This window comes from Streptomyces sp. NPDC048419, from assembly GCF_043200415.1.
Taxonomy (GTDB): Bacteria; Actinomycetota; Actinomycetes; order Streptomycetales; family Streptomycetaceae; genus Streptomyces.
This window is the reverse complement of the sequence record NZ_JBICXT010000005.1, coordinates 236,441-249,389: the sequence shown is the minus strand read 5'-3', so window position 1 is coordinate 249,389 and position 12,949 is coordinate 236,441. Positions and strand designations below refer to the sequence as shown.

Below are 12,949 nucleotides of genomic sequence, written 5' to 3'. Positions count from 1 at the left end.
CCCCGCGAACCCCCCTACGACGTCCTCCTCCTGATCTTCGACCCCAGCCACACCAGCGGGTCGTACTTGCGGTCGACGGCCCGTTCCTTCAGGGGGATCAGCGCGTTGTCCGTGATCTTGATGCCCTCGGGGCAGACCTCCGTGCAGCACTTGGTGATGTTGCAGTAGCCGAGGCCGTGTTCGTCCTGGGCGGACTTCTTGCGGTCCAGGCCGGTGTCGGAGGCCGCGTCCAGGGGGTGCATGTCGAGTTCGGCGACGCGCATCAGGAAGCGCGGGCCCGCGAACACCTGCTTGTTCTCCTCGTGGTCGCGGACCGCGTGGCAGGTGTCCTGGCACAGGAAGCACTCGATGCACTTGCGGAACTCCTGCGAGCGGTCCACGTCCTCCTGCATCATCCGGTACTCGCCGGGGGCGAGGTCGGCAGGCGGCACGAAGGCCGGGACCTCGCGCGCCTTCTGGTAGTTGAAGCCGACGTCGGTGACGAGGTCGCGGACGACCGGGAAGGCCCGCAGCGGAGTGACCGTGATGGTCTCCTCCTGCGTGAACACCGACATGCGCGTCATGCACATCAGCCGCGGACGCCCGTTGATCTCCGCGGAGCACGAACCGCACTTGCCCGCCTTGCAGTTCCAGCGCACGGCGAGATCGGGGGTCTGGGTCGCCTGGAGGCGGTGGATGATGTCCAGCACCACCTCGCCGTCGTTGACCTCGACCTTGAAGTCCTCCAGGCCGCCGCCCTTCGGATCGCCCCGCCACACCTTGAAGCGGGCCTCGTAGCTGCTCACTCGTAGAGCTCCTCTTCGGCGAGGTACTTGACCAGCTCCTCCTTGTCGAAGAGAGCGAGCAGGTCGGCGCGGATGGGGTCGGTGTTCTCCCGGGTCAGGGTGATCTGGCCGCGGACGGGGTCCGTGGCCGCCAACCCGCCCGTGGGGTCGGTCAGTTGGCACAGCAGATTGATGTTGCGCCACTTGCGTTCCATCGTCGGATGGTCCTCGCGGGTGTGGCCGCCGCGCGACTCGGTGCGCTCCAGCGCGGCCCGCGCCACGCACTCGCTGACCAGCAGCATGTTCCGCAGGTCCAGTGCGAGATGCCAGCCGGGGTTGAACTGGCGGTGCCCCTCGACACCGGCCCGGCGGGCCCGTACCCGAAGATCCGCCAGCTTCTCCAGCGCCTGCTCCATCTCGCCCTCGCGGCGGATGATGCCGACCAGGTCGTTCATGGTCTGCTGGAGCTCCTGGTGCAGGGTGTACGGGTTCTCCGGCGGGCGGCCGTCGTCCTCGCCGGGCGGGCCCTCGGCGGAGAACGGCCGCAGGGCCTCCGCCGCGGCCGTGTCGACCTGGACGTCGTCCACCGGCGGGCGTCCGCCCGTCAGCCCCGCCGCGTACTCGGCCGCGTGCCAGCCCGCCCGGCGTCCGAACACCAGCAGGTCGGACAGGGAGTTGCCGCCCAGCCGGTTCGAGCCGTGCATGCCGCCCGCGACCTCGCCCGCGGCGAACAGCCCCGGCACTCCGCGCGCCGCCGCCGAGTCGGAGTCGACCGCGATGCCGCCCATCACGTAGTGGCAGGTCGGCCCGACCTCCATCGCCTCCGCCGTGATGTCCACGTCCGCCAGCTCCTTGAACTGGTGGTACATGGACGGCAGCCGGCGCTTGATGATCTCGGCCGGCATACGCGTCGACACGTCGAGGAACACTCCGCCGTGCGGCGATCCGCGGCCCGCCTTCACCTCGGAGTTGATCGCGCGGGCGACCTCGTCGCGGGGGAGCAGTTCGGGAGGACGCCGGTTGTTGTCCGGGTCCTCGTACCAGCGGTCCGCCTCCTCCTCCGACTCCGCGTACTTCTCCTTGAAGACGTCGGGGATGTAGTCGAACATGAACCGCTTGTCCTCGGAGTTGCGCAGCACCCCTCCGTCGCCGCGCACCGACTCCGTGACGAGGATGCCCTTCACCGACGGTGGCCAGACCATGCCCGTCGGGTGGAACTGCACGAACTCCATGTTCAGCAGCGGCGCTCCGGCGAGCAGCGCGAGCGAGTGCCCGTCGCCCGTGTACTCCCACGAGTTCGACGTCACCTTGAAGGACTTGCCGATGCCCCCGGTCGCGACGACGACGGAGGGGGCCTCCAGCACCATGAAGCGGCCGCTCTCCCGCTCGTAGGCGAAGACACCCGAGACGCGTGAGCCGTCCTTCAGGATGCGGGTGACCGTGCACTCCTGAAAGACCTTCAGGCGCGACTCGTAGTCACCGGTCTCCCTCTTGTCCTCCTGCTGGAGCGAGACGATCTTCTGCTGGAGCGTGCGGATCAGTTCGAGTCCGGTCCGGTCGCCGACGTGCGCCAGGCGCGGGTACTCGTGGCCGCCGAAGTTGCGCTGGGAGATCCGGCCGTCCTTCGTACGGTCGAAGAGTGCGCCCCAGGTCTCCAGTTCCCACACCCGTTGTGGGGCTTCCTGGGCGTGCAGCTCGGCCATCCGCCACTGGTTGAGGAACTTGCCGCCGCGCATGGTGTCGCGGAAGTGGACCTGCCAGCTGTCGTGCTCGTTGGCGTTGGCCATGGCCGCGGCGATGCCGCCCTCGGCCATCACCGTGTGCGCCTTGCCGAACAGGGATTTGCAGATGACTGCCGTACGTGCTCCTCGCTCGCGCGCCTCGATAGCGGCACGCAGTCCGGCGCCCCCGGCGCCGACCACGACCACGTCCCACTCCTGGCGGTCGACCACGGACATCAAAAGGCCCCACTCACTAGAAGAATCGCGGATCGTCGAAAGCGCCCGAGGCGAGCAGATAGACGTAGAAGTCGGCGACCGCCACGCTCACCAACGACGCCCAGGCGAGCAGCATGTGACGGGCATTCAGTTTCCCGACGAACTGCCAGGCCTTGTAGCGCACGGGATGCTTGGAGAAGTGCTTGAGCTTGCCGCCCACGATGTGCCGGCAGGAGTGGCAGGAGATCGTGTACGCCCAGATCAGCGTGATGTTGATCAGGAACACGACGGTGCCGAGGCCCATGTGGCCCCAGTTCTCGTCCGTGTCGCGGAAGGAGAGCACCGTGTCGTACGTCAGCACGAGGGCGACCAGGATCGCCGCGTAGAAGAAGTACCGGTGGATGTTCTGCAGGATCAGCGGGAAGCGCGTCTCGCCGGTGTACTTCTTGTGCGGCTCGGCCACCGCGCAGGCCGGCGGGGACGCCCAGAAGCCCCGGTAGTAGGCCTTGCGGTAGTAGTAGCAGGTCAGGCGGAAGCCCAGCGGGAAGATCAGGATGATGATCGCGGGGGAGATGCCCCACCAGCTGCCGAAGAGGTCGGCGTTGGGGCCCGAGGGCATGTTCTTGCAGTTCTCCGCCAGACACGGCGAGTAGAACGGGGAGACATACGGCGCCGAGTAGTAGTCCGCGTTCGCGAAGGCCCGCCACGTCGAGTAGACGATGAAGGCAAGCAGACCGGCCGCGGTGGCGGCCGGGGCCAGCCACCAGCGGTCGGTGCGCAGATGCGGGGCGTCGATCGCGGCGCGCGTACCGGTCCGTACGCCGCCGCTGTTCAGATGTGGTTCCGTACCAGTGGCCAACTCATGACTCCGGTCGGGTTCAGGGGGCGTGGCGGTCGCGGGCGCCGAGTCCTTCGTCGTCCGTGTCGATCCACAGCGAGGGGTCGTACGGCGTGTCGGGGATGGAGACGAGCTCCGGCTTGCGCGGCGCGGCCGGGCTCGACGCCGCCTCCCGCAGGAGCGCGACGCTCTCCCGCAGGTGGTCCGCATCGGTGCGGACGCGGCGCACGTCCAGGCCGCCACTGCCCAGTTGCTTCTCCAGGCGGCCCATCGACCGGGAAAGGTCGTCCAGGCAGCGTTGGATGTTCGTCAGGTCGTCTTGCACGGACATGACGTGACCTCACTTCCATGGGCCGTCCGGCCCCAGGTGGCAACGTTCATGCGCCTGCGAGTGTTGCGCGTCACACCTGCCGGTGGGAAGGGATGTGCAGCGATTGGCGGATTGCACGCCTCCATGTGCACGCCCGCATGCGCTCTGTATGCGCCCCCGGCGCACGTTGCGCCGCACGAGTGACCTTCCGTGCGCCCGCCGCCGTGTCGCCGTCGAGAGACGAACCCTTTCCTCTTCAGTGGGGCCGTAGATCTGATCAACTCAAAAATACCGCCAAATGTGATCAGAACCCCATTTGTGTCGCCGGCCGGAGCGGCCGCTCGGAGGTAGGAAGAGATGTCCCACGACGGCATCGGACCCAGGTCTGTCCGCCCCGGAGCCGCGCTGCGCTCGGCCGCCTTCCTCGCCGTGGGCGCCCTCGGGGTGTCCGCGCTCACCGGGTGCAGCGCCGAGGACCCGGCGGGCAAGCCGCTCGCGGGGCCGGACGTCGCGCCCGCCGCCCGTGCCCAGGTCGCCGACGGCGGCACGCTGCGCTGGGCCGTGGACGACGTGCCGGAGACGCTGAACAGCTTCCAGTCGGACGCCGACGCCGCCACCGGCCGCATCGCGCAGGCCGTCCTGCCGTCGATGTACCGGCTGGACCGCAAGGGGCGGCCGGTGCGCAACGCCGACTACCTGGAGTCCGCCAAGGTCGTCAAGACCGAGCCCAAGCAGGTCGTGGTCTACAAGCTCAACCAGCAGGCGGTCTGGAGCGACGGGCGGGAGATCGGCGCCGCCGACTTCGCCGCCCAGTGGCGCGCGCTGTCCGGCAAGGACAGCGCGTACTGGACGGCCCGCAACGCCGGCTACGACCGCATCGAGAAGATCGAGCGCGGCGCCAGCGACCTCGAGGTCAAGGTCACCTTCGCGAAGCCGTACGCCGACTGGCAGTCGCTGTTCACGCCGCTGTACCCCAAGGAGGTCATGGGGACGCCGGACGCCTTCAACGACGGCGCGCGCCGCAAGCTCAAGGTCACCGCCGGCCCCTTCTCCCTCAAGCAGGTCGACACCAAGAACGACCAGGTCACCCTGGTCCGCAACCCGCGCTGGTGGGGCAAGCCCGCCAAGCTCGACGAGATCGACCTCAAGGCCGTGCCGCTCGACAAGCGGGCCGAGGCGCTGGCCGACGGCAAGCTCGACCTGGCCGAGATCGACCCGTCCGACGCCGGCCGCTTCACCCTGGCAGGCCGCGCGAACGGCACCGGAACCCCGCTCATGGGCCCCGGCTCCCGGCGCACCCCCGCCAAGGCCCTGCAGGGCTTCGCCGTCCGCAAGTCGCTGGAGCCCGCCTACACCCAGCTCGCCCTCAACGGCTCCGAGGGCCCCCTCTCCGACGAGCGCGTCCGCCGGGCCGTGGCCCGCTCGCTGGACCGTGCGTCGCTCGCCGAGACCGTGCTCAAGCCGCTCGGGCTGCCCGCGGTCCCCGTCGGCAGCCACCTCGCCCTGTCCGGGCAGGCCGCCTACGCCGACAACAGCGCAGCACTCGGCGGCGAGGACACCGCGAAGGCGCAGGCGCTGCTCTCGGACGCCGGCTGGGTGCGCGGCGGTCCGGTCGCGGAGGAGAAGAAGAAGGGTGACAAGGCCGCCGGTGCCGCGGGCAAGAAGTCGGACGACGAGTCCGAGGGCGACGACGGCACGTACATCGTCGGCGAGGACGACAAGGACGACAAGAACGGGGACAGCCGCGGCGGGGACGACAAGGACCCCAGGGACCACGCGAGGAAGCAGGAGAACGGGAAGGGGGGCGAGGAGGGCGGCAAGCACCTCGCCGACGGCAGGCAGTACGCAGGGCAGCAGGGGGGCGCCCCCGGCGCCTACGCCCCCAAGGGCACCGCGGCTCCGGCGGGCGTCGCGGCCGGCCCGCTGGCCAAGAACGGCAAGCCGCTCACCCTGCGCTTCGTTCTCCCGTCCGGAAGCGGCTCGGAGGTGCTGCGCACCGTCGCCGACCGGATCGGCCGGATGCTCCAGCGGGTCGGCATCACCACGCAGATCACGAAGGTCTCGGACGACAGCTACTTCAAGGACCACATCGCGTCCGGCCAGTTCGACCTCGCCCTTTACTCCTGGCCTGCCTCCGCCTTCCCCGCGACCGACGCGCGGCCCGTCTTCGCCAAGCCGGTCCCGGCCGCCGACGGCTCGCTCGACGTCGAGCAGAACTACACCCGGATCGGCACCGACCAGGTCGACCAGCTCTTCGACCAGGCCGCGGGCACGCTCGACGGCAGCGAGAGCCGCTCCCTGCTGCGCAAGGCCGACTCCCGTATCTGGGCCGCCGCCGCCTCCATCCCGCTCTACCAGCGCCCCCAGCTGACGGCCGTGAAGAAGGGCCTGGTGAACGCCGGCTCGTTCGGGTTCCAGACGCCCGTCTACGAGGACATGGGCTTCCTCAAGAAGGGGGCCAAGCCCTCGGCCGGTCCGTCCGGCCACTGAGCCCGGGAGCCCTGCGAAAGCCACCTCCGCCAGGGCCACGTACCATGGGGTAAGGCCGTGGCGTGTCCAGCCCGGCAGGGCCCGCGTCACACGGACGTACGCGAACGGCCTTCCTCACACTCCAGGAGTACGCCTTCATGGCCACGCGCCACGACATCCGCAACGTCGCCATCGTCGCCCACGTCGACCACGGCAAGACGACCCTCGTCGACGCCATGCTGAAGCAGGCCGGTGCCTTCGCAGCGCACGCCGCCGAGTCGCTCGACGACCGCATGATGGACTCGAACGACCTGGAGCGTGAGAAGGGCATCACGATCCTGGCCAAGAACACGGCCGTGAAGTACCACCCGAAGGATGGCGGCGACGTCATCACCATCAACATCATCGACACCCCGGGCCACGCCGACTTCGGTGGCGAGGTCGAGCGCGGTCTGTCGATGGTGGACGCGGTGGTGCTGCTCGTCGACGCCTCCGAGGGCCCCCTGCCCCAGACCCGCTTCGTGCTGCGCAAGGCGCTGCAGGCCCGCCTGCCCGTCATCCTGTGCATCAACAAGACGGACCGCCCCGACTCGCGTATCGACGAGGTCGTGAACGAGGCGTACGACCTCTTCCTCGATCTGGACGCCGACGAGGAACAGATCGAGTTCCCGATCGTCTACGCGTGTGCGCGTGCCGGTGTCGCGTCGCTGACCAAGCCGGAGAACGGCACGGTCCCGGCCGACAGCGACAACCTGGAGCCGTTCTTCTCCACGATCCTGTCTCACGTCCCGGCCCCGGAATACGACGAGGCGGCCCCGCTCCAGGCGCATGTCACCAACCTGGACGCGGACAACTTCCTGGGCCGTATCGCGCTGCTCCGCGTCGAGCAGGGCGAGCTGCGCAAGGGCCAGACGGTCACGTGGATCAAGCGTGACGGCACCATGTCCAACGTCCGCATCACCGAGCTGATGATGACCGAGGCGCTCACCCGCAAGCCCGCCGAGATGGCCGGCCCCGGTGACATCTGTGCCGTCGCCGGTATCTCGGACATCATGATCGGCGAGACCCTCGCCGACCCCGAGAACCCGATCCCGCTGCCGCTGATCACGGTCGACGAGCCCGCGATCTCGATGACCATCGGTACGAACACCTCGCCGCTGGTCGGCCGCGGCGGCACCGGCAAGGGTGCCGAGAACAAGGCCGCGGTCAAGGACCGCAAGGTCACCGCGCGCCAGGTCAAGGACCGCCTCGACCGCGAGCTGGTCGGCAACGTCTCGCTCCGTGTGCTCGACACCGAGCGCCCGGACGCCTGGGAGGTCCAGGGCCGCGGTGAGCTGGCGCTCGCCATCCTGGTCGAGCAGATGCGCCGCGAGGGCTTCGAGCTGACCATCGGCAAGCCGCAGGTCGTCACCAAGGATGTCGAGGGCAAGGTCTACGAGCCCGTCGAGCGCATGACGATCGACGTGCCCGAGGAGCACATGGGCGCGGTCACGCAGCTCATGGGCGTCCGCAAGGGCCGGATGGACAACATGTCGAACCACGGCTCCGGCTGGGTCCGCCTGGAGTTCGTCGTCCCCTCCCGCGGCCTGATCGGCTTCCGTACCGAGTTCCTCACCGGAACCCGCGGCACGGGCATCGCCCACTCCATCCACGAGGGGCACGAGCCCTGGTTCGGCGTGCTGTCGACCCGTAACAACGGCTCGCTCGTGGCCGACCGCTCCGGCGCCGTCACCGCCTTCGCGATGACGAACCTCCAGGAGCGCGGCGTGCTGTTCACCGAACCGGGCACCGAGGTGTACGAGGGCATGATCGTCGGCGAGAACTCGCGCTCCGACGACATGGACGTGAACATCACCAAGGAGAAGAAGCTCACCAACATGCGCTCGGCCGCCGCCGACTCGTTCGAGGCGATCGTCCCGCCGCGCAAGCTCTCCCTGGAGCAGTCGCTGGAGTTCTGCCGCGACGACGAGTGCGTCGAGGTGACCCCGGAGTCGATCCGTATCCGCAAGGTGAACCTGGACGCCCGCGAGCGCGCCCGCGCCGCGAGCCGCGCCAAGCACGGCTGATTCAGGACGGGTTGAAGCCCGGTCGCCCCAAGTTCGGGGGCGGCCGGGCTTTTTGCAACCGGTTTTCGGGCCGACGTCGTCCGGAATGCGGACCGATGCGCCCGATAGCCATGTAACACGTCCGTTTCGTGGCCTTCTCCTCCCGAACGGTTTGTCCAACTTTTGGAAGTTCTACGCGTCAGCTGTGACTGAATTGAGATTTACAGACGGTGGTCGGCCCCTTGCTCATGGCAGATAGTTAGCCGCGTAGCTCGGGTCAATGGGTCTGGCGCTGTGGGGCAGCGCCCGACTCGCGAGCACCCGGGGGTGCCTGACCTTCCGTCAGGGGTGTCGGAGGGCAGAAACGTACCCCCGCCTGTTGGTGGACACGTGGAGTCACGAGGAGGAGCCCCATGTGCGGTGTCACAAGGGTCAGGTGGTTCGGTTCGTCGCTTCCAGCTGTGTGATCAGGTCCTAGAACTACGCGCGTTCCCCTGGGGGGTTCGCGCGTCCTCGCGGTAACAGGAACCTCTCACACCCACACCTGTGAAATGGGCGAACTGTGACAAGTCCTATCGACGTCGAGGGCGGCGGCGGCACGTCGGTCATGGTCGACGGAGCAACCGAGCCTCCGGCGACACTCGAGGCCAAGGAACTTCAGGGCCGGTCTCCCGGCCAGTTGATGTGGATCCGCTTCAAGCGCGACCGAACCGGCGTGATTTCGGCCGCTGTTGTGGTCTTCTTCTTCCTGATCGCGGCGGCGGCTCCACTGATCGCGAAGCTCTACGGCAAGAACCCCTACACCGTCTACGCGGACGAGCGCCCCGAGCTCTTCGACAGCGCCGGTGTGCCGGTACAGCCCAATGGCGGTATCAGCAGCGAGTTCTGGTTCGGCCTCGAGCCCGGCAACGGCTACGACGTCTTCACCAAGCTCCTCTACGGCATCCGCACCTCGCTGATGATCTCCCTCGCCGTGACGGTCGCGACCGTCCTCACCGGCATCCTCCTCGGTGTGACGGCCGGTTATCTCGGCGGCAAGGCCGACTACTTCATCAGCCGGGTCATCGACTTCCTGCTCGCCTTCCCTGCGCAGCTGTTCTTCATCGCCAGCATGCCGGTCGTGGTGTCGCTGTTCGTCAGCCCGACCGACGAGACACCGGTCTACGTCCGGGTGGTCGCGCTGATCATGGTGCAGTGGTTCCTGGGCTGGATGAGCCTCGGACGCATCCTGCGCGGCACCACACTCGCCCTGCGGGAGCGGGAGTTCATCGAGGCGGCCCGGGTGAGCGGAGCGCCGCCCTGGCGCATCATCCGCAGGGAGATCCTGCCGAACGTGGTCACGCCGATCCTCGTCCAGGGCACCTACATGCTGCCCAACTTCGTGACGGCCGAGGCCGGTCTGTCCTTCCTCGGCGTGGGCATCGTCGAACCGACGCCCGACTGGGGCCAGATGTTCTCCAAGGCGTCGACCGAACTCGTGATGCAGAACGACATCACCTACATGTTCTTCCCCGGCATCTCGATGATCATCTTCATCGTTGCCTTCAACCTGCTCGGGGACTCGGTCAGAGACGCCTTCGACCCCAAGACGGCTCGCTGACCTACGGATTGGGCGTCCTCGCCCGGATACCGGATGGCACTTCCTTCGCACTGGTGACACACAGATGGGTGGAAACTGAGTGATGAGTAAGGGCGGACGCCACGCATACGCCACACTGTCCGTGCTTGCGGCCGGCGCACTCGTGCTGACCGGTTGCAGCAAGGGCGGCAGTGACACGGGCGACAACAAGAAGCAGGACAAGGAGAACGCCCAGCGTCAGCAGGCGTCCATCAAGTTCGGCGACGCCGCCGACTCGCAGGGGCCGGCGGCCGCGGTACCGGGCGCCAAGAGCGGTGGCACCGTCTCCGTGCCGCAGCGCGACAGCATCGCCCACCTGGACCCGGGCCAGATCTACGTCTCGAACGAGAGCCAGCTCGCGCAGCTCTATCACAGAGGGCTGACCGGCTTCAAAGCCACCAGCAACGACGGCAAGCAGCACGAGGTCGTCGGTGATCTCGCCACCGACGCCGGCACCACCACCGACGGCGGCAAGACCTGGAAGTACACGCTGAAGGACGGCGTCAAGTGGGAGGACGGGTCGCCGATCACGTCCAAGGACGTCCGGCAGTCCGTCGAGCGCCTCTTCGCGCCCTTCATCAACACCGGCCCGAGCTATCTCCAGCAGTGGCTGGCGAACACGCCGGGCGCCGACTACCGCAAGCTGCTGCCGGACGGCCCGTACAAGGGCAAGCACCTGCCGAGCAGCATCCTGGAGACGCCCGACGACAAGACCGTCATCTTCCACTTCAAGACGGCGCACCCCGACCTGCCGTACGCGCTCGGCATGGTGGGCTACGCGATGGTCTCCCAGAAGGGCGACACCAAGGAGAAGTACGACAAGAAGCCGGTGACGTCCGGCCCGTACAAGATCGCGTCGTTCAAGTCCGGCAAGTCGATGGTGCTCGTCAAGAACCCCAACTGGGACCCGAAGACGGACCCGCTGCGGCAGCAGTACGTCGACCAGTTCAACATCACGTTCAACCAGCAGTTCGAGGACTCCACCAAGGCGCTGCTCGCGGACGGCAGCAGTGACCAGACCTCGGTCAGCTTCCAGAACTCGGTCGACGCGGGCAACCTGGCCAAGGTGCTCGGCGACCCGAAGATGAAGTCCCGTACGGTCAAGGGATACCAGCCGTTCGTGGGCCAGATGAACATCAATCTGAGCCACCCGGCGATGAAGGACAAGAAGGTCCGCGAGGCCATCGCGTACGCCCTGCCCGTCTCGCCGTTCCAGCGCGCCTACGGTGGTTCCGACGCGATGGACATCCCGGGCGGCATCATCAGCCCGACCGTCAGCGGCTACGACCCGAACTTCGACCCGTGGGGCAAGAAGGCGAAGCCCGCAGGTGACCCGGTCAAGGCCAAGGCACTCCTCAAGGAGGCCGGCAAGGTCGGCATGAAGCTGACCTTCGGCTACATCAACTCCCAGGAGGGCCAGGCCTATTCGACCGCCATGGCGGCGGGTCTGAAGAAGGCCGGCTTCGACGTCCAGCGCCAGGAGATTCCCGCCGAGTCGTACTACGACCAGGTCAGCAAGATCAAGAACAACTACGACATCTTCAACTCCAACTGGGGCGCCGACTGGCCCTCCGCCTCGACCGTGATCCCGCCGAGCTTCGACGGCCGGCAGATCGCGGACGGTGCGTCGAACTACTCGCAGCTCAACGACCCGAAGGTGAACAGCGAGATCGACCGCATCAACAAGATCACCGACCCGGTCAAGGCCGCGGCCGAGTGGGAGAAGCTCGACAAGTACATCGTGAAGGACATCGTCAACATCGTCCCGACCGGCTACTTCAAGCAGGTCCAGATCGCCGGTTCCAAGATCGGTGGCCTGGCCTACGACGACATCATCGCCGGCATCGACCCGCGTCGCGTGTACGTCAAGTAATCCCCGCCAGACCTGGTGTCCGGCGCGTTCGCCCGCCTCGTGCGGCGCGCGCCGGGCACCCCCCGGTCCGCTGACGCCTGAGAGCTGCCACTGCCATGCTGCGCTTCCTCGTCCGCCGGTCGCTCGGCGCCCTCGTCATCCTCTTCCTGCTGAGTATCGTCGCGTTCCTGCTGTTCTTCGGCATGCCCCGGGACCCGGCGCTCCTGATGTGCGGCAAGGGATGCACGCCGGCCAACGTCGCGAACATCCACCATGTGCTCGGCCTCGACAAGTCCATCCCCGAGCAGTACGGGATCTTCCTGCACAACCTCGTGGCGGGAAGCGACGGATTCGCCCAAGGGCCGTGCCCCGCGCCCTGTTTCGGGTACTCGTACCACACCAACGAGCAGGTCTGGGCCACCCTGATGGACCGGCTGCCCACCACCCTCTCGCTCACGCTGGGCGGCGCCGTCTGCTTCCTGATCCTCGGCCTCGGCACCGGCCTGATCGCCGCCTGGAAGCGCGGCACGCTGGTGGACAAGACGTTCACGGCCGGGGCGATGGTGATCAGCTCGATGCAGATCTACTTCCTCGGCCCGCTCCTCCTGGCGGTCCTCGTCTACCAGACCCACGTCTTCGACAAGCCCGACTACAACCCCTTCACGACCGATCCCGTCGCCTGGTTCACGGGCCTGATCGTGCCGTGGGTGGTGCTGTCCACGATCTTCGCCTCGCAGTACACCCGTATGGCGCGCTCCTCGATGATCGAGCAGCTCCAGGAGGAGCACGTGCGCACCGCTCGCGCCAAGGGCATGTCGCGGCGCTACGTCTTCTTCCGCTACGCCTGGCGCGGCTCGCTGATCCCCATCATCACCATCTTCGGCATCGACCTGGGCTCGCTGCTCGGCGGCGCCATCATCACCGAGTACACCTTCGGACTTCCCGGGCTCGGGCGGCTCGCGGTGGAGGCGGTGCAGTTCAGCGATCTGCCGCTGCTGCTGGGCGTGATGCTGTTCTCGGCCACCATGATCCTGCTCTGCAACATCGTCGTCGACGCCGCGTACGCCTGGATCGACCCGCGCGTGCGGCTCGCCTAGGCCGGGTAGGAGGAGACTG

The 12,949-nt window shown here is 67.7% G+C and carries 9 protein-coding genes; 5 read left to right on the top strand and 4 right to left on the bottom strand.

Annotated elements, in window-relative coordinates:
• Nucleotides 1–14: 14 nt before the first annotated feature.
• Genes ACGFYN_RS13915 through ACGFYN_RS13900 form a run of 4 tightly spaced genes read right to left on the bottom strand, consistent with a single transcriptional unit; the run spans nt 15 to nt 3,870 of the window.
• On the bottom strand, nt 15–785 hold the full coding sequence (locus ACGFYN_RS13915) for a succinate dehydrogenase/fumarate reductase iron-sulfur subunit (RefSeq protein WP_393866034.1): 771 nt from the start codon (nt 783–785) through the stop codon (nt 15–17).
• Nucleotides 782–2,722, bottom strand: coding sequence for a fumarate reductase/succinate dehydrogenase flavoprotein subunit (locus ACGFYN_RS13910; protein WP_393866033.1), 1,941 nt, complete (start codon nt 2,720–2,722; stop codon nt 782–784). Before ACGFYN_RS13910 ends, ACGFYN_RS13915 begins: the two co-directional genes overlap by 4 nt.
• A 16-nt stretch (nt 2,723–2,738) precedes the next feature.
• Nucleotides 2,739–3,560: a hypothetical protein gene (locus ACGFYN_RS13905; protein ID WP_393866032.1), complete on the bottom strand. Its 822-nt coding sequence runs from the start codon at nt 3,558–3,560 to the stop codon at nt 2,739–2,741.
• A gap of 19 nt (nt 3,561–3,579) precedes the next feature.
• Nucleotides 3,580–3,870 (bottom strand): hypothetical protein, encoded by a 291-nt coding sequence (locus ACGFYN_RS13900; RefSeq protein ID WP_393866031.1) that lies wholly within the window; start codon nt 3,868–3,870, stop codon nt 3,580–3,582.
• Between the two features lie 336 nt (nt 3,871–4,206).
• Here ACGFYN_RS13900 and ACGFYN_RS13895 point away from each other — a divergent pair, with 336 nt between their 5' ends.
• The 5 genes from ACGFYN_RS13895 (at nt 4,207) to ACGFYN_RS13875 (ending at nt 12,930) form a co-directional block, all read left to right on the top strand.
• Nucleotides 4,207–6,339 (top strand): ABC transporter family substrate-binding protein, encoded by a 2,133-nt coding sequence (locus tag ACGFYN_RS13895; RefSeq protein ID WP_393866030.1) that lies wholly within the window; start codon nt 4,207–4,209, stop codon nt 6,337–6,339.
• Nucleotides 6,340–6,476: 137 nt separating this feature from the next.
• Nucleotides 6,477–8,384 (top strand): translational GTPase TypA, encoded by a 1,908-nt coding sequence (gene typA / locus ACGFYN_RS13890; protein WP_393866029.1) that lies wholly within the window; start codon nt 6,477–6,479, stop codon nt 8,382–8,384.
• A gap of 541 nt (nt 8,385–8,925) precedes the next feature.
• The gene (locus tag ACGFYN_RS13885; RefSeq protein WP_393866028.1) at nt 8,926–9,963 is read left to right on the top strand and encodes an ABC transporter permease; all 1,038 of its coding nucleotides are present in this window, start codon (nt 8,926–8,928) and stop codon (nt 9,961–9,963) included.
• Nucleotides 9,964–10,045: 82 nt separating this feature from the next.
• The gene (locus ACGFYN_RS13880; RefSeq protein WP_393866027.1) at nt 10,046–11,854 is read left to right on the top strand and encodes an ABC transporter substrate-binding protein; all 1,809 of its coding nucleotides are present in this window, start codon (nt 10,046–10,048) and stop codon (nt 11,852–11,854) included.
• 95 nt (nt 11,855–11,949) lie between these two features.
• Nucleotides 11,950–12,930 (top strand): ABC transporter permease, encoded by a 981-nt coding sequence (locus tag ACGFYN_RS13875; protein WP_393866026.1) that lies wholly within the window; start codon nt 11,950–11,952, stop codon nt 12,928–12,930.
• Nucleotides 12,931–12,949: the final 19 nt, after the last annotated feature.